We start from the raw sequence: 16,400 nt of genomic DNA on the forward strand, positions 1-16,400 counted from the left end.
GACCGGAGGATTGCAGGTCGCTGTCGGACCAGGACGAGGTGGTGGAACGCGTGATCCAGGACGGAACCGGTCAGCTCGACGACCAGGCCTTCGCGGAGTGGCTGGCCGGGCGGGCGGGCGCGGCGCTGACCGCCCTGCGGGCCGAGCACGGCTTCGCGGACCCGGCCGCCCTCAAGGACGCCGGTGACCGGGCCTCGCACGAGCTGATGACGACCGCGCTGGCCCGGTGGCGGCCCGCGGACGCGGTGCTCTCCGAGGAGGAGGCCGACGCCCGACGGGCCTGGACCGCCGGGGAGGGCCCGGCCCGACTCGCCGCCGACCGGGTCTGGATCATCGACCCGCTGGACGGCACCCGCGAGTTCTCCGAGGCCGGCCGGACCGACTGGGCGGTGCACGTCGCCCTCTGGCAGCGGTCGGCGGGCCCGGACGGCGGGCTGGCCGCCGGGGCGGTCGGCATGCCGGCGCGGACCACCCTGGACGGTGGGCCGCTGATCCTCGGCACCGGGTGTCCCACCCCGCCGGCGGTGGACGGGCCGCTGCGCATCGCGGTGAGCCGCAGCCGCCCGCCGGCCTTCGTCGGTGAACTGGTCGACCTGCTCGACGCCCGCGCCGTGCCGATGGGCTCCGCCGGGGTCAAGGTCTGCGCCGTGGTGACCGGCGAGGTCGACGCGTACGTCCACGCGGGCGGCCAGTACGAGTGGGACTCCGCCGCCCCGGTCGCCGTGGCGCTCGGCGCCGGGATGCACGCGTCCCGGATCGACGGCTCCCCGCTGCGCTACAACCGGGCCGACCCGCGCCTGCCCGATCTGCTGGTCTGCCGGCCCGAACTCGCCGGACGGCTGCTCGACGCGATCGCGCGCACCGGGGTCGAGATGCCCGCTTCGACCGTCACCGCCAGTACCGGTGAGGCGTTCGGCTGAGTGTCACGCTACCCATGGCCCAGGTGACGGGAGATAGTGTCGGGCGGGAATCAGCTCCGACCTACCGCCCCGTGACGGGCCGCCGCCAGCCAGGGAGGGTCATGCCGGCCGAGCGAGACCAGCACAGCGTCGTCGGATCGTCGCAGCCCACCGGCCTCTGGCCGGGCCAGGGCATCCCACGCCAGCAGGGCGACCCGGCCCTGCCGTGGCCGGCGGCCGGCGCCCCGGCGCGGCCGGACGCCGCCCGGTCGGCGCTGCCCTGGCCCGGTGCCGGGGGGCCGACCGGCCCGGTCGCCACGGACGTCCGCCCGGAGCAGGCGTGGCCGGACACCGGGCACCCGGACACCGGCTACCCGGATCCCGCCGGCCAGGAGCCGCGGTGGGCGGAGACTGGGTACCCGCCGGCGGGTCCCGCCGCGGACCAGCCGTGGCCGGGCGACCCCGGATCCGCCCCGCCGGTGGCGGGCGGCCCGGACCAGCGGTGGCCCGGTGCGGCGCCGCCCCCCGCCCCGCCCGGCGGCCCCCGACGCCGCTGGCGACTGGCCGTCGCGGCGGCCGTGGCCCTCGCGTTGTTGAGCGGCGGCGTGGCCGTGGCGACGCTGCGCGAGCCCGACCGGAAGGCGCCGCAGGCCGGCCCGACCCAACCGAACTTCGCGCCGACCGGGGCGCCCGCCCCGGGGACGGCCGCGCCGTCGGCCACCCCGAGCGGGGTGGCCGGGCTCGGCGGCCGGCCAGCCAGTGCCTCGCCGTCCACCTCGGCCTCCGCCGGTCGCGGCCCGGCCTTCGCCGGCACCCGGCTGACCCTGCCCGGCGCGTCGATCGCGGTACAGAGTGGGGAGACGTTCGGCCAGGCACTGGCCCGCTCCGACCAGACCTTCGGCAAGCTGCGGATGGCCCGGGTCTTCTACCCCGGCCTCCCACCTGCCTGGAACGGCAGTCGGGCCGACGTCGTCGACCGGACCGTGGTGGTCTCCTTCAAGGCCTCCCCCCAGGAGGTCAACAGCGGCAAGTACGACTCCCGGCTGGCGTCCTGGTTCGCCTCGATCCCCCGCGACCACAACGTGTACTGGTCGTACTTTCACGAGCCGGAGGACGACGTCGAGCGGGGCGCCTTCACGCCGGCCGCCTACAAGACGGCCTGGCGCCGGATCGCGGGCCTGGCAAACCGGGCGGACAACCCGAAGCTCATCAACACGGTCATCCTGATGTGCTGGACGCTCGACCCGAAGTCCGGGCGGAACTTCGACGCCTTCTACCCCGGCGGCGACCTGGTCGAGACGCTCGGCTGGGACTGCTACAACTGGGGCGCCAAGTGGAAGCGGTACGCGTCCCCGCAGGAGATCTACGGCCGCATGATCAGCAAGTCCCGGGGGCTGGGCAAGCCCTGGGGCGTGGCGGAGACCGGCAGCGACCTGGTGCCCGGCGACGCCGGCACCGGCCGGGCGACGTGGATCCGCTCGATGGCCAGCTACCTCAACGGCCAGCGACCGGAGTTCGTGGCGTACTACAACCAGGTGGTCAGCCAGGGCGACTTCCGTCTGCAGGACACCCCGAGCATCCAGGCCTGGCGGTCGTTCTGCGTGGCCTGACCTGACTCGGACGAAAGGACGGGCGGGTGACCGGATGGTCACCCGCCCGTCGCGTCCGCTCAGATGCCCCGGCCCCGCTTGTGCAGCGTGCGCAGCACCCGGTCGGCGTGCACCGCTCGGGTCGCCACCGCCAGCGCCAGGTAGGCGCGCGGCTCCTTCGGGTTGCGGGCCAGGGTGCGCCGCGCCCACCGGACGGCGTCCAGCCGGTTGCCCATCGCGGCCTGCGCGAAGGCGATCTGGCCGGCCACCCGGGCCTCGCCGTGCGGCACCGTGGCGAACTCGGGGTAGCGCCGCAGCAGCCACTGCAACGCCGTCGAGATGGTCTCCCACCGCTGCGCGAAGTACGACCGCTTGTGCCACCGGACCAGCACGTACGGGCTGTCCACGTTGACCAGCGGGGCGTACCGGGCGGCCCGGAGCAGGAACTCGTAGTCCTCCGCGTAGCTGCCCGGGATCTGCTCGTCGACCAGGCCGATCCCGTCGAGCAGCGCGGCCCGGCGGATCAGGAACGTCGACGGGTGCAGCTCGGTGAGCCGGTCGCGCAGCAGCGCCTCCAGCGACACCCGGGACCGGTCCAGCGACCGGTCCACCGTCCGGTCGTCGTAGCTGACCCGGATGCCGCAGCTCACCAGCGCCCCGTCCGGGTGGACGTCGAGCGCGCCGAGCTGGGCGGCGAGCTTCCCCGGCAGCCACTCGTCGTCGTCGTCGCAGAACGCGACCAGGTCGCCGGTGGCCGCCTCGATCCCGGTGTTCCGCGCCCCGGCCAGCCCGGGCGTCCGGGTGTTGGTGATGACCCGCACCCGACGGTCACCCCGGTCGGTCTCCAGCGATCGGTCCGGCTCGGACTGGTCGTAGACCACCACGGCCTCGATCAGACCCGGGTGCGCCTGGCTGAGGATCGCGTCGAGCGCCGCACGCAGCAGCTCCGGACGGTCCCGCGTCGGCACGACGACGGAAATGCTCGGACCGGTCACCACTTCTCCTCTGTTCGCGACTGCGGGGCTCGCAGACCCGGCTCGCTCCTCGCGCTCACGAGGTCTCCTCTGTTCGCGACTGCGGGGCTCGCAGACCCGGCTCGCTCCTCGCGCTCACGACTTCTCCGCTGAATCGGATCCCCGCTGGCCCAGATAGCCGTAGCGGGCTCGGAAGGGCAGGGTGGCCAGGCTGACCACGGCCCGGCTGCGGCGGGGCAGCCGGGTGCGCCAGGCCTCGTCCCGGCGCACCTGGAGCGGGCCGCCGCTGAACCGCAGCGGGTTGCCGGCAACGCTGTGCACCCGGACAGGCGACGCCGCCGGCGACGGCTCCAGGTCGCCGCGCGGCGCCAGAGCCGCCGAGCGGGAGTCGTCGCCAGTGAGGATGCGCAGCGCCGCCGGGTCGTCCGGCAGCCCGGCGAACGCGCGGAGCCGGCGTACGGTGCCGGCCGGGTCGGCGGTGAAGTCCTCGTAGCGCAGCCGGAGCACCGAGGCCCGGGCGGCGAGCAGGTGGAACGCGGCGTTCTGCGCGGTCCACAGCTTGCTCACCTCGAACGGCGAGAACGTCGGCATGAAGTCCTCGCCGTCGACCACCTCGGGGCGGCGCACCTGCTTGCCCCAGGAGTACGCCACCGCGCGGCTGTCCCGGACCAGGTGCAGCACCCGCAGGTCGAGCCCCTCGGCCCAGCGCAGCGCGAACGCCAGCGAGGCGTGCTTGCTGGAGTCCACCACCACCCGGGCGCCGGTCACCTCGGTCGCCGCCCGGTAGATGCGGGTGTAGAGGTCCGCGTACCGGCGGACGTCGGCGAGCTCCGCCGGGGCGAGCGAGCCCTTGGCCAGCCGGGGAATGTGCCGGGTCCGGTCGACCCGGTCCTTGAGCGCCAGCACGTCGTCCCGGTCGACGGCCGACCAGCCGCCGAAGGCGCGCTCGCCGACCTGCCGCCAGAACGGGCAGGCGGTGAAGCGTTCGCCGCAGCCACACCGCTCGTCGGCGCCGAGCGCCCGCTCCCACAGGTGGACCACCTCGCCCACCGCGCAGACGTCCGGGCTCTGGGCGAGGAGGAGCTCCAGCAGGGTGGAGCCGCTGCGGCCGAGGCCGCCGACGAAGAGCACCCGGGGCAGGTCGGCCGCCGTCCCGTCCCCGTTCACCGACGCCGCCCGCCGGTGCGCTGGCGGACCCGCCGCGCCACCAGGTCGTCGACGACCCGGCCGACCCGGGCCACGGCCTCGGCGCGCGGGTCCGGCCGGTCCGGGTCCGCCGCCAGCACAAAGCGGGACGGGTCGGTCATTCCCTCGTCGAGGGCAGCGACCAGCTCGGCCTCGGACTCGCAGAGCCGGACCAGGCCGGCCGCGCCGAGTCGGCGCGCGAAGAGCTGCTGGTGGTTGTCCACGTGCTCGTCGTGGGTCGGATCGCGGGGCACCACGATCGGCAGGTGACCGGTGCGGCGCGCCTCGGTGATGGTGGCCGGGCCGCCGTGGCTCACCACGAGGGTGGCCTCGGCCATCGCGCGCTGGAGCGCCTCGTGGTCGAGGAACGGCGCGGCGTCGGGCAGTCGCGGGGCGCGGCTGTGACCGTACTGGAGGACGAGCCGGACCTCGGCATGGTCGCCGTGCCAGCGCTCCAGCCACTCGACCAGCCGGTCGAAGCGGTGCACGTCGGTGCCCACCACGGCCAGCACGTACGGTGCCGCGCGGCCGTCGCGCGGCAGCGGGATGTGGGCGGTCACAGCAGGTTCCCCACGACGGTCGCCTCCGGGTACATCCGGCGCTGCTCCTCCCACTGGACGAGCATCGCGGAGAGGAAGGGGCGGCAGAGCCGGGCGGTCAGCGTCGCGCTGTCGATCCGGTCGTACACCTCGATGTAGACGGTCGGGATGCGCCGCAGCCGGGCCGCGACGACGAACGGCAGGGCCACCCCGGCGCCCGTGGTGACCACCGCGTCGACGGGCCGTCGGCGCATCACGCGCAGCGCCAGGAAGGCGTTGCGGACCAGGTTCCGCACGTTGCGGGTGGTCGGGTGATGGGCCCAGACGACGTCCTCGCCGTCGAGCAGCGACCGGGCGTCCGGGGTGTCGAAGGTGACCCAGGCGCGACGCCGGTCCCGGTACCACGGCTCCAGGGCCAGCAGCTGGGCGAGATGCCCGCCGCTGGACCCGACGAGCAGGACCTGACCCGCGCCCTCGGTTGACCCGCCTACCAACGTTCCTCCCCGTCCAGTGCCGTCGCGCCCCGTTTTTTCGCGAATGACCCCCGGACGCGCCATGACAACCTATCGGCGCGGGGGTGCACAACTGAAGTGGCCGTTGGACCGATCCGGCGCCGCCGGTCGGCCCGCGTCCGGCGGACCCACCCGCCCGGAGCCCGGGACCGGCGATGGGCGGGGCCGCGGGCGAGGTCAGGCGTGGTCCGGGGCCACCGCACCACGACCCGCCGGGAGTGTGTCAGGATTCCGTCACCCGCTCCGGGGGAGGCGTCGACGTGGACGCCGCGACCGGTGCGGACCGGCGGGGAGCGCGGGACCCGCCGAATGGTCAGGCAGGGTCGGCCACATCTACGCGGGCCACCTACACCTGGGCATGCTTACCGGAACGTGAGCGGACTTTCCCTCATCGTTCGGATCGGGGACACTCAAAGCCACGGTCCGGTCCAGCTGCGCCGTGGACTGCCCGGCTCGGTCGAAAGGGAGCGACAGACTCTGATGCCCTCACCCCACCTGGCCGAGAGCGATTCCGACGGGCCCGTCCTGATGGCCTACCTGGGCTGGCTCCGCCGCCGCTGGTGGATCCTGCTCCTCGCGGCGGTCCTCGGCACGGCCGGCGGCCTGGCGGTGAGCCAGCTCCAGCACGCGCGGTACACGTCGACCACCTCGCTGCTGGTGCGCCCGCTGGGAACCGGCTCGGACAACAACCCGAACGCCAAGGTGAACCTCGACACCGAGGCGCAGGTGGTCCGCTCGCTCGTCGTCGCCGACCGGGCCCGCACGCTGATGAAGAGCACCACCCCGGCCGACCAGCTGCTCCAGTCGGCGACGGTCACCGTGCCGCCGAACAGCCAGGTCCTCCAGGTGGCGTACGAGGCGGACAGCCCCACCCAGGCCCAGGCCGGGTCGCACGCCTTCGCGCAGGCGTACCTGGACCTGCGCAAGGCCACCGCCCAGAAGGGGCTGGACAACGAGACCACCTCGCTGAAGCAGCAGATCGCGGACGTGACAAAGCAGCTCGGCACGGTCGCCGGGCGGATCGCGGCGGCGCCAGCCAACTCGGTCGAGCGGGAGCGGGCCGAGGCCGACCGGAGCGTGCTGACCAACCAGCTCGCCTCACTGAACAACCGGCTCAGCCCACTGCTCTCCGCCGACACCGACCCGGGCGAGATCATCTCCGACGCCCGGCTGCCCGACACCCCCAGCTCGCCGAACCGGACGCTGAACCTGGCCAGCGGCATGGGCGCCGGCCTCCTGCTCGGCATCGTGCTGGCGCTGGTGCTGGACCGGCTCGACACCCGGGTGCGCCGGGGCCGGGACATCTCCGACCGGGTCGGGTTGCCGCTGCTGCTGGAGCTGCCGCCGCGCACCTCGGCGCTGGCGGTGCTGCCGGCGACCCACAAGATCTCCCGGGAGCTGGGCCGGCTGCGCAACGTGCTGCTCTCCGCGGTGCCCGAGCCGGCCCAGCCCGGCCGGGGGCGTCAGCTCCTGCTCTGCGACGGCTCGGCCGGCACGGCCGCCGGGTTCGTCGCCGCGAACCTGGCCGCCGCGTACGCCCGTACCGGCCAGCAGGTCGCCCTGGTGACCACCAAGCCGGACTCGGCCCTGACCGCCATCACCGGGGTCGCCGAGGGCCGGCACAGCCTGGCCGCGGTGCTCCGCCGGGACGTCCCGGCGCTGAAGGCGCTGGCCCCGGTCCCCGGGCTGGGCCAGTTGCGGGTGCTGGTCCCCGGTGACCTCGACGCGGACGTCGAGCTGCCGGTGGCCGCGCTGCTGGAGATCCTCAGTGAGCTGGCCGCCCGCTTCGACCACGTGCTGATCGAGACCGCCCAGCCCACCCTCGCGGTCGAGGCGCAGGCGCTGGGCCGGCACGTCGACGCGGTGATCATGGTGGCCGAGGCGGGTCGCACCCGCAGCGGCGAGCTGACCGCCGCGCTGCGCCAGTTCGAGCAGGTCGACGCCCCGGTGATCGGCGCCGTGCTCGCCCCACGGCTGCCCGCCCCGGCCGCCGGCGCCACGGCGACCAAGCCGCCGGTCCCGGCCAACCGGCCCAAGCCGCGGCCGGGCCCCGGCCCGTCCGCCGGCTCGCCGTCGGTGGAGTCGACCATGGTGCTGCCCCGGATGAAGCCGTCCGCGACGGGTGCCTCGGGCGGCGCGTCCGGGTCGGCCAAGCCGGCCGGTCAGATGCCGGTGACCGGCAGCGGGCACGGCAGCACCTACCGGTCGCGGGGTGACGGCGCGGGCACCGACGGCCCGGCCCGGAGCAGCTACGCCCTCGACTCCGGCGAGGACCTGGGGTGAACCGCCGGCAGATGCTCCGCGCCGCCCTCGCCCCGGCCCTCGTGGTCGGCTTCGGCACGGCGTGCAGCGAACCCCAGCCCGGCGGCAGCGCCGACGTGGTCGACCCGGGGGCGGCGGCGACGCCAGCCCCGAGCCCGACCCCGAGCCAGCCGCCGGCCCCGCTGACCGGGCTGCCGGTCAGCGCCGCGCCGGTGGCCACCCGGCAGGCGGTCGCCGTGCCGATCCGGGTCACCCCGTCGACCGCGCCGGCCGGCCTGGGCTCGGCCGACCTGGTGTACGTCGAGTTCGCCGAGTCCGACTCGCTGCACCTGACGGCGGTGTTCCAGTCCCGGGACGCCGCCAAGGTCGGCCCGGTCACCGAGATCCGCCCGGTCGACATCAGGTCCGTCGGCGTGCTGCGGCCCTTCGTCGGTTACGACGGTGGCCCGACCGGCTTCCTCACCCAGTTCGAGAAGTCCGGGCTCGCCGGGGTCACCCCGGCCGACGACGGCGACAAGGTCTTCAGCTCCGACTACACCTCCACCGCCGCGCTCTGGAAGGCCGCGCCGAAGGGCGGCCAGCCGCCCACGCCGGTCCTCGACTACGCGACCGGCGGCGCCGCGCTGGCCACGCGGGACCTCGCCCCGGCCCGGGAGCTGACCGTCACGGTCTCCGGCGGGCCGCCGATGGTCTGGCGGTACGACGAGCAGAAATCCCTCTGGGTCGGCAAGGTGGGCACCACGACGGTCACCGCCGCGTCGGTGATCGTGCTGACCATGGAGTACCGGACGCTGGACGTCCGGAACCCGTCGCCGCGCTCGCTGCCCTCGGCGAACGTCTTCGGCGAGGGCACGGTCGTCGCGGCCTCCGGCCCGTCCATCGCGAAGGGCGCCTGGCGCAAGCCCGGCCAGCAGCTGGTCTGCAACATCGCCGACCTGGGCGGCGACCTGCTGCACCCGCGGCCCGGCAACGCCTGGGTGATCTACGCGCCGACCACCGCCAAGGTCACCGTGAAATGAGTACGGTCACCCCGCACCGCACCGCCCGCGGCTCGGCTCCCGTCGGCGGGGGCACCCCCCAGCCCGGCGTGGCCCGGCTCGCGCCGGCGCCGATCCGGCCGCGGGGCTGGTCGCTGCGGCTGCCGACGGGGTGGCCGTTGAGCGCGCTCTTCGTGCTCTACCCGCTCTGGTGGGCGCTCGGGGTGTCGTCGTTCGTCTTCGTCATCTTCGCCGTGCCGATGCTGGTGCAGCTGCGCCGCCGCGGTCCGGTCCGGGTGCCGCCCGGGTTCGGGCTCTGGCTCGTGCTGCTGCTCTGGCTGCTGCTCTCCGCGGTGATGCTCGACCTCACCGCGCCGAACACGCTCCCCGCGTCGGGCGGCGGCCGCTACATCGGCTGGGGCATCCGGCTGGCCAACTTCCTGGCCATGACCGTGGTCATGCTCTACGTGCTCAACCTGCGCGAGCGGGAGCTGCCCCAGCGGCGGGTGGTCCGGCTCTTCGGCTTCATGGCCGTCGTCGTCGTGATCGGCGGGTACCTCGGCTCGCTCTTCCCCACCTTCAGCTTCACCGCGCCGCTGCACTTCGTGCTGCCGCACTCCATCGCCAGCCAGCCCTTCGTCGCCTCGCTGATGAACGTGGAGTTCGCCCAGGTCCAGCAGGTGCTGGTGGGGGAGGCCAGCTCACCGCGCCCCTCCGCGCCCTTCGAGTACACCAACTCGTGGGGCGAGAACACCGCGATCCTGCTGATCTGGCTGCTGGTCGGCTGGGTGGTGCTGGGCCGACCGGTACGCCGGGTGCTCGGCATCGCGATCGCGCTGGCGGCGGTCTTCCCGATCGTCTACTCGCTCAACCGGGGCCTCTGGATCGGCCTGGGCATCTCCGCGGTCTACGTGGCGATCCGGCTGGCGCTGCGCGGCCGGATGGCGGTGCTCGGCGGGCTGGCCCTCGCGGTCGGGTTGATCGGTGTCCTGATCATCTCCACCCCGCTCGGGCGGACCTTCGACGAACGCCTGCAGAACGGGCACAGCGACGACATCCGGACCACCCTCTCCGAGGGCGCGATCGCCGCCGCGAACCACTCGCCCGTCCTCGGGTACGGCGGCAACCGGGCGCTGATCGGCAGCAACCGGTCGATCGCCATCGGCAAGTCCGACGACTGCAAGCAGTGCGGCAACCGGGAGCTGGGCAGCAACGGCCAGCTCTGGGCCCTGCTGGTCGGCCAGGGGTACGTCGGCGCGTTCTGCTACAACGCATTCTTCCTCTACTGCCTCTGGCGGTTCCGGCACGACCACAGCGCGATCGGCATCGCCGGCAGTTTGGTGATGATCCTGATGCTCTTCTTCCAGTTCACCTACGGGGCACTGGAAGCCACCCTCGCCTACGGCCTGATCTCGGTCGCCCTGCTCGCCCGCAACGACCGGCTGCGCCGGGCCGTCGCGCCGGCGCCGCCCAGGAGCACCGTGGGCGGGCTGCGGGCCCGAATCGAAGCAGCCGGTGACCGCTGATGGTGTTGCGAGTTCCCGCGGACGGCGACGGCCGGTCCGCGTACCTGGCCGAACTGGCGGAGCTGATCTGGCCCGGGCCGGCCGAGCCGACGCTGCATCGGGGCGGCCGGGGCTGGGTGGTGGTGCCGTCGGCGGCCCGGCCGCGACTGCTGGTGCCCACCGGGTCCCCCCGGGCCGCGGCGAGCGCCGTCCGGCACTCCACCGAGGCGGTCGGCCGGAAGGCGAAGCTGGTCCGGCAGGGGCTGGCCACCGCGTTCCGGCTCGGGCTGGGGCCGCTGGTGTTCCGCGACCGGCTGGTGGTGCGGTCCGCCGCCGGCACGCTCGACGCACACCTGGCCGACGTGCTCGGCGCCCGGTCGATGGTCAGCATGCACATCGGACCGGCGCGGGCCAACCGCAAGCCGGTGCTCCAGCTGCTCGGCCCGGACGGGCGGGCGCTCGGGTACGCCAAGCTGGGCGTCGACCCGCTCACCCGGACCCTGATCGACGTGGAGGCCGCGGCGCTGCGCCGGCTGGCCGACCTGCCGCTCGGCCCGGTGACCGTGGCCGGGGTGCTGCACCACGGCGAGTGGCACGGCCACGCGCTGCTGGTGCAGGAGGCCCTGCCGGTGCGACTGCCCCGGGCCACGCCGGCCACCGCCGAGGCGGCCGAGCGGGCGGCGATGGTGGCGGTCGCCGGCTGCCTGGGCGTACGCCGCCGGTCGTACGCGGGCAGTGAGCACGCGGCGCGGCTGGCCGACGCGGTCGACGCGCTCGGCGCGCGGCCGGAGGCCGGGCGGCTGCGCGCGGTGCTGAAGATCGTCGCGGACGCCGACCCGATGGTGGCCTTCGGCGCCTGGCACGGCGACTGGAACGGCGGCAACAGCGCCGTCCTCGCCGACGGCCGGGTGCTGGTCTGGGACTGGGAGCGGTTCGAGTCAGACGTGCCGGCGGGCTACGACGCGTTGCACCGGGCGGTGCAGACCGCCATCGGGCACGACGGCGTGGAGCCGCCGGACGCCGCCCGGGCGCTGATCACCGGCGCGGCGGGGACGCTGGCGCCGTTCGACCAGGACGGGCGGGACGCCGACCTGGTCGCCGTGCTCTACCTGGTGGAGCTGGCGGCGCGCTATCTGCGGGACCGGCAGGCGGAGGCGGGTGCGCGGCTGGGGCACGTCGACGCCTGGCTGCTGCCGGCCGTCGAGGAGCACCTGGCCCGCCGGGCCCGGTGAGAGGGAGGAGTGGGGACGTGACGGTGGCTAAGGAGCAGGCGCTCCGTGCGGTGCGGACGGTGAGCCGGACGGTCGGTCGGTTGACCGCCGGATCCCGGATGACGCCCGGATTCCTGATCGTGGGAGCGCAGCGCTGCGGCACCACCTCGCTGTTCAAGACGCTCTCCCAGCACCCGGCAGTGCTGGCGCCGGCGTACCACAAGGGCGTGCACTACTTCGACACCGACTACCACCGGGGGATGAACTGGTACCTCGGGCACTTCCCCACCACCGCGAAGGCGGAGGCGGTCCGGGAGCAGCTCGGGGTACGCGGGATCACCGGCGAGTCGAGCCCGTTCTACATGTTCCACCCGCTGGCCGGCGCGCGGATCGCGAAGGACCTGCCCGGGGTGCGGCTGCTGGTGCTGCTGCGCGACCCGGTGGAGCGGGCGTACTCGGCGCACTCGCACGAGCTGGCCCGGGGCTACGAGACCGAGTCGTCGTTCGAGCGGGCGCTGGAGCTGGAGGAGGAGCGGACCGCCGGCGAGCGGGAGCGGATGACCGCCGACCCGACGTACCTGAGCCACCACCTCCAGCACAACGCGTACCTGGCCCGGGGCCGGTACATCGAGCAGCTGGAACGGCTGGAGTCGCTGGTCGGCCGGGAGCGGCTGCACGTCATCGACAGCGACGACTTCTTCGCCGACCCGCGACCGGCGTTCGACGCGGTCTGTGACTTCATCGGTCTGCCCCGCTGGGCGGAGATCTCCTTCGGCAAGCACAACTCGCGGTCCCGTTCGCCGATGTCGGCGGAGCTGCGGGCCCGGCTGGAGGAGCACTTCGCCCCGTACGACGAGCGGCTGGCCACGTGGTGGGGACGCGTGCCGTCGTGGCGGCGGTGACCCGGACGGACGCCGGTGACGGCCCGGCGGTGACCGCTCCGGTCGCCGGCCCGGCCACGGCGGCCGGCGCGGGCCTGGGTGGCGCGGCCCGGCAGGGCTTCGCCAACCTGGTCGGGGTCGGCATCGCCGCGGTGGCCGGCTTCGGGCTGAACATCGTCATCACCCGGGGCTGGTCGGTCCGCGAGGCCGGCATGTTCTTCGCCGCCGCCAGCGCGTTCATGATCGCGTCGTCGGCGGCCCGGCTCGGCACCGACGTGGGGACGGTCTACTTCGTCAGCCGGTACCGGACCCTCGACCAGCGCGACCGGATCCGCGGCACGGTGCTGGTCGGGCTGGTGCCGGTGCTGGTTGTCGGGGCGCTGCTCGCCCTGGTCGGCTGGCTGGCCGCCCCGGCGCTCGCCGAGCTGACCATGCCGGAGGCCGGGCCGGGCGCGGTGACCGCGCTGCGCATCCTGCTCGCCTTCGTGCCGCTGGCGGCGCTCACCGACTACGCGCTCGCCGCCTGCCGGGGCTTCGGGCAGATGCGTCCGCTGCTGACCGTGGAGCGGCTCGGCCGGACGCTGGTCCAGTTCGTCGCGGTTGCCGTGGCCGCCTGGCTCGGCCTCTCCGCCACCAGCGCGCTGCCGCTGGCCTGGGCGGTGCCCTACCTGCTGGCCGCCGCCGTCGCGCTGGCCTGGCTCGGCCGGCTGGTCCGGCGGGCCGAACGCCAGGTGGCCCGGCCGGTGCCGGCGGGCGAGCTGGCCGGACCGTTCTGGCGGTTCACCGGGCCCCGGGGGCTGAGCAGCCTGGCCGCCATCATCGTGCAGCGGCTGGACATCGTGCTGCTCAGCGCGTTGCGCGGGCCGGCGGACGCGGCGGTCTACACCGCCGCGACCCGGTTCCTCGCGCTGGGGCAGCTCTCCAGCGTGGCGCTGGCCGGCTCGGTGCAGCACCGGATGGCCGCCGCCTTCGCCCGGGACGACCGGGCCGAGGCCCGGCAGCTCTACCAGGCCGCGACCGGTTGGCTGGTGCTGCTCTCCTGGCCGGCGTACCTGGTCTTCGCCGCCTTCGCCGGGCCGATGCTGGCGCTCTTCGGCGCCGGCTACGGCGCGGGCCGCCGGGTGGTGGTGCTGCTCGCGCTGACCATGCTGGTGGCGACCGGCTGCGGCATGGTCGACATGGTGCTCAACATGGCCGGGCGGACCGCCTGGACCTTCTACAACGCGATGGCCGGCACCGCGGTCAACGTGCTCACCAACGTCGCGCTCATCCCGGTGTACGGCATCGTCGGCGCCGCCCTGGCCTGGACCGCGTCCATCCTGGTCACCAACCTGGTGCCGCTGGCCCAGCTCTGGTGGTCGCTGCGGCTGCACCCGTTCGGGCGCGGCACCCGCACCGCGATGGCCCTGGCCACCGCCGCGTTCGGGCTGCCGCTCGGGCTGGCCAGCCTGCTCGGCGCCTCGGCCCCGCTGCTCGCCCTGGTGGCGGCGGTCGGCGCGGGGGCGTACCTGGCCGGCGCCTGGCGCTGGCGGACCGCCCTGCACCTCGACGCGCTCCGCGCGCTGCGCCGTGGCCGGAACCGCTCCGGCCCGGCGCCGGCCGCACAGTCGTGACCTGCCCCTGCGTACCGATGGGACACCGATGACCAGCAGCACGCCCCTCGCCCCGCACACCGGCCTCTCCGCCGTGAAGGCCGCGAAACTCGCCGCCGTCGGTCTGGTGGCGGACCGGAAGGAACGCCGGGAGCTGGAGCGGCCGGTGCCCGCCGCCGGCCGGAAGCTGAGCCTCAAGGTGGAGCGGCCGATCTTCATCCTCGGCGCGCCGCGCTCCGGCACCACGTTCCTGGGCAGCTGCGTCGGGGCGCTGCCGGACGTCTCGTACCACTTCGAGCCGCGGCTGACCAAGGCGGTGGCCCGCTGCGTGTACGAGGGCAGCTGGACCCCGCAGCGGGCGGCCCGCTACTTCCGCGGCTACTACGGGGCGCTGCTCGCCGCCTCCGGGCACGGCGGCCTGCGGTTCGCCGAGAAGGACCCGGAGAACTGCTTCATCGTGCCGTTCCTGACCGAGGTCTTCCCGGACGCGGTCTTCCTGCACGTCTACCGGGACGGCCGGGACGTGGCGGTGTCGCACGCCGAGCAGCCCTGGCTGAACGCCTCCTCCACCGGCACCGGCAGGAGCGGCCGGGGCGGCACCCCGTGGGGCGCGGCCCCCCGGTTCTGGGTGGAGCCGGAGCGGCGCGAGGAGTTCACGAAGGTCTCCGACCTGGCCCGCTCGGCGTGGATGTGGCGCCGGTTCACCGGCAGCGCGCTGGCGCAGCTCGCCGAGCTGCCCGCCGAGCGGGTACGTCACCTGCGCTACGAGGACATCGTCACCCGGCCGGCGGAGGCCGCCGAGGTGGTCGCCGACTTCCTCGAGGTCGGTGACCCCGCGGGGCGGCAGGCCCTGCACGCCCGGTTCGGCCAGGCCCGGCCGGGATCGGTCGGCCGCTGGCGGGCCCGGCTCGACGAGACCGAGCTGGCCGACGTCCGCGCCCAGGCCGAGCCGCTGCTCAGCGAACTCGGCTACCCCGGGTGAGCGCGGTCGCGCCGGTAGAGTGCGTGAGGTCGCCCGGCCGCCCCGGGCTCCGCTGACGCGGAGCCCCCGGGGGATCCGTGGGGCTGGCGACCTTCCTGGGGAGAGGTTGCGGTGGTACGACGACTACGACGGACGATGGCGGCCGTGCTCGCCCTGGCCTGCCTCGCGCCGGTGGTGGCGGCCTGCGAGTCGGAGCCGGCCGGACGGCCGGCGGGGCGGGCGACGACGGTGGCGCCACCGCCCACGGTGGAGCCACGGACGGGCCCGGTGCGGACCACCGGGCGGGGGCCCGAGCCGCCGGAGCAGGGCGCCTGGGTCGGCGCCTGGGTCAAGCCGCAGTGGCACAACGCCACCGGTCGGGCCGCCGCGCTCGACGAGTTCAACCGGGCCGCCGGCGGGAAGCTCACCATGGCGCACATGTTCCACCAGTGGAACGAGTCGTTCCCGGGCGCGACGGAGCAGGCCTTCCAGGCCATGGGGAAGCTCCAGATGATCTCCTGGCAGGGTACGGACACCCGGTCGACGGTCAGCGGCACCTACGACTCGCTGATCCGGCAGCGGGCCGAGGATGTGAAGGCGTTCGGGCTGCCGGTGCTGCTGCGGTACCGGTGGGAGATGGACCGGCCCAACCTGGCCGCCAGCATCCACTCGCCGGAGGACTACGTCGCCGCCTGGAAGCACATCCGGGGCATCTTCACCGAGGTCGGCGCCACCAACGCGGCCTGGGTGTGGTGCCCGCACGCGGACGGCTTCGCCGAGGACGAGCGGGCGGCCGAGGCGTACTACCCCGGTGACGACCAGGTGGACTGGCTCTGCGCCGACGTCTATCCCGGCCCGGAGTGGGCCAGCTTCAGCAACCGGATGGACCACTTCATGGCCTTCGCCCAGAAGCACCCCCGGCCGGTGGTGATCGGCGAGTACGGCCTGACCCAGGAGGGCCGGCCCGGTCAGCGGGCCGACTGGCTGCGCGAGGTCCGCCCGTACCTGAAGAAGCACCCGCAGATCAAGGCCGCGCTCTACTTCGCCGCGAAGCAGACCACCAAGCCGTTGTACGACAGCACGTTCGGCAGCGACCCGGAGAGCGCGGAGGTGTTCCGTGAAATGGCCACCGACCCGTACTTCTCCCCGCCGCCGCCGGACCTGAGCGCCTCGTCGGGGCCGCCGCCGACTCCGGCCCGGTGATCGTCCCTCGTCTTTTCGTGTGATCCGCACTGGCTCGGCGGGCCGACCCGGCGAATTGCTCGGCCAATATCACGGTCCCGGGTGGACGCGGCGCACCTCCATGCGAGAAG

Annotated in this window: 14 protein-coding genes; 10 read left to right on the forward strand and 4 right to left on the reverse strand. The window is 74.7% G+C overall.

The window, feature by feature from the left end:
• Positions 1-50: 50 nt before the first annotated feature.
• Both ACTWO6_RS32505 and ACTWO6_RS32510 read left to right on the forward strand, forming a co-directional pair.
• Positions 51-920 carry a 3'(2'),5'-bisphosphate nucleotidase CysQ gene (locus ACTWO6_RS32505; RefSeq protein WP_446217465.1) on the forward strand — a complete coding sequence of 290 codons (870 nt, stop codon included), beginning with the start codon at positions 51-53 and terminating at the stop codon, positions 918-920.
• Positions 921-1,021: 101 nt separating this feature from the next.
• Positions 1,022-2,509, forward strand: a complete 1,488-nt coding sequence (locus tag ACTWO6_RS32510) for a hypothetical protein (protein ID WP_446217466.1) — start codon at positions 1,022-1,024, stop codon at positions 2,507-2,509.
• A 59-nt stretch (positions 2,510-2,568) separates the two neighbouring features.
• On the opposite strand, the gene ACTWO6_RS32515 is transcribed toward ACTWO6_RS32510, so the two are convergent.
• From ACTWO6_RS32515 to ACTWO6_RS32530, 4 genes are all read right to left on the reverse strand, one after another.
• Positions 2,569-3,486 (reverse strand): glycosyltransferase family 2 protein, encoded by a 918-nt coding sequence (locus tag ACTWO6_RS32515; RefSeq protein ID WP_446217467.1) that lies wholly within the window; start codon positions 3,484-3,486, stop codon positions 2,569-2,571.
• Positions 3,487-3,597: 111 nt separating this feature from the next.
• Positions 3,598-4,629 carry a sulfotransferase family protein gene (locus ACTWO6_RS32520; RefSeq protein WP_446217468.1) on the reverse strand — a complete coding sequence of 344 codons (1,032 nt, stop codon included), beginning with the start codon at positions 4,627-4,629 and terminating at the stop codon, positions 3,598-3,600.
• Positions 4,626-5,207: a glycosyltransferase gene (locus ACTWO6_RS32525; protein ID WP_446217469.1), complete on the reverse strand. Its 582-nt coding sequence runs from the start codon at positions 5,205-5,207 to the stop codon at positions 4,626-4,628. The genes ACTWO6_RS32520 and ACTWO6_RS32525 overlap by 4 nt, the downstream gene beginning before the upstream one ends.
• Positions 5,204-5,680, reverse strand: a complete 477-nt coding sequence (locus ACTWO6_RS32530) for a UDP-N-acetylglucosamine--LPS N-acetylglucosamine transferase (protein ID WP_446217470.1) — start codon at positions 5,678-5,680, stop codon at positions 5,204-5,206. The genes ACTWO6_RS32525 and ACTWO6_RS32530 overlap by 4 nt, the downstream gene beginning before the upstream one ends.
• 498 nt (positions 5,681-6,178) lie before the next feature.
• On the opposite strand from ACTWO6_RS32530, the gene ACTWO6_RS32535 reads away from it, so the two are divergent.
• The 8 genes from ACTWO6_RS32535 to ACTWO6_RS32570 all read left to right on the forward strand — a co-directional run bounded on the left by ACTWO6_RS32535 (position 6,179) and on the right by ACTWO6_RS32570 (position 16,290).
• A complete protein-coding gene (locus ACTWO6_RS32535) occupies positions 6,179-7,981 on the forward strand; it encodes a Wzz/FepE/Etk N-terminal domain-containing protein (protein WP_446217471.1) in 1,803 nt (600 codons plus the stop codon).
• Positions 7,978-8,979 carry a DUF3048 domain-containing protein gene (locus tag ACTWO6_RS32540; protein WP_446217472.1) on the forward strand — a complete coding sequence of 334 codons (1,002 nt, stop codon included), beginning with the start codon at positions 7,978-7,980 and terminating at the stop codon, positions 8,977-8,979. The genes ACTWO6_RS32535 and ACTWO6_RS32540 overlap by 4 nt, the downstream gene beginning before the upstream one ends.
• Positions 8,976-10,463 carry an O-antigen ligase family protein gene (locus ACTWO6_RS32545; RefSeq protein ID WP_446217473.1) on the forward strand — a complete coding sequence of 496 codons (1,488 nt, stop codon included), beginning with the start codon at positions 8,976-8,978 and terminating at the stop codon, positions 10,461-10,463. The genes ACTWO6_RS32540 and ACTWO6_RS32545 overlap by 4 nt, the downstream gene beginning before the upstream one ends.
• Positions 10,463-11,674 carry a hypothetical protein gene (locus tag ACTWO6_RS32550; protein ID WP_446217474.1) on the forward strand — a complete coding sequence of 404 codons (1,212 nt, stop codon included), beginning with the start codon at positions 10,463-10,465 and terminating at the stop codon, positions 11,672-11,674. The genes ACTWO6_RS32545 and ACTWO6_RS32550 overlap by 1 nt, the downstream gene beginning before the upstream one ends.
• A gap of 17 nt (positions 11,675-11,691) precedes the next feature.
• Positions 11,692-12,555 carry a sulfotransferase domain-containing protein gene (locus ACTWO6_RS32555; RefSeq protein ID WP_446217475.1) on the forward strand — a complete coding sequence of 288 codons (864 nt, stop codon included), beginning with the start codon at positions 11,692-11,694 and terminating at the stop codon, positions 12,553-12,555.
• Positions 12,522-14,147: a lipopolysaccharide biosynthesis protein gene (locus ACTWO6_RS32560; RefSeq protein ID WP_446217476.1), complete on the forward strand. Its 1,626-nt coding sequence runs from the start codon at positions 12,522-12,524 to the stop codon at positions 14,145-14,147. Before ACTWO6_RS32555 ends, ACTWO6_RS32560 begins: the two co-directional genes overlap by 34 nt.
• A gap of 28 nt (positions 14,148-14,175) precedes the next feature.
• Entirely contained in the window at positions 14,176-15,108 is a 933-nt protein-coding gene (locus ACTWO6_RS32565) for a sulfotransferase family protein (RefSeq protein WP_446217477.1), read from the forward strand.
• 135 nt (positions 15,109-15,243) lie between these two features.
• Complete coding sequence (locus tag ACTWO6_RS32570) at positions 15,244-16,290, forward strand: glycoside hydrolase family 26 protein (protein WP_446217478.1); 1,047 nt, start codon at positions 15,244-15,246, stop codon at positions 16,288-16,290.
• The last annotated feature ends 110 nt before the right edge of the window (positions 16,291-16,400 follow it).

The sequence above is a fragment of the Micromonospora sp. IBHARD004 genome (assembly GCF_052814115.1).

Bases quoted from the DNA above. Each gene is read 5' to 3' on its own strand.
- ACTWO6_RS32510 (WP_446217466.1), top strand. From the start codon at position 1,022: ATGCCGGCCGAGCGAGACCAGCACAGCGTCGTCGGATCGTCGCAGCCC.
- ACTWO6_RS32535 (WP_446217471.1), top strand. From the start codon at position 6,179: ATGCCCTCACCCCACCTGGCCGAGAGCGATTCCGACGGGCCCGTCCTG.
- ACTWO6_RS32545 (WP_446217473.1), top strand. From the start codon at position 8,976: ATGAGTACGGTCACCCCGCACCGCACCGCCCGCGGCTCGGCTCCCGTC.
- ACTWO6_RS32550 (WP_446217474.1), top strand. From the start codon at position 10,463: ATGGTGTTGCGAGTTCCCGCGGACGGCGACGGCCGGTCCGCGTACCTG.
- ACTWO6_RS32565 (WP_446217477.1), top strand. From the start codon at position 14,176: ATGACCAGCAGCACGCCCCTCGCCCCGCACACCGGCCTCTCCGCCGTG.
- ACTWO6_RS32570 (WP_446217478.1), top strand. From the start codon at position 15,244: ATGGCGGCCGTGCTCGCCCTGGCCTGCCTCGCGCCGGTGGTGGCGGCC.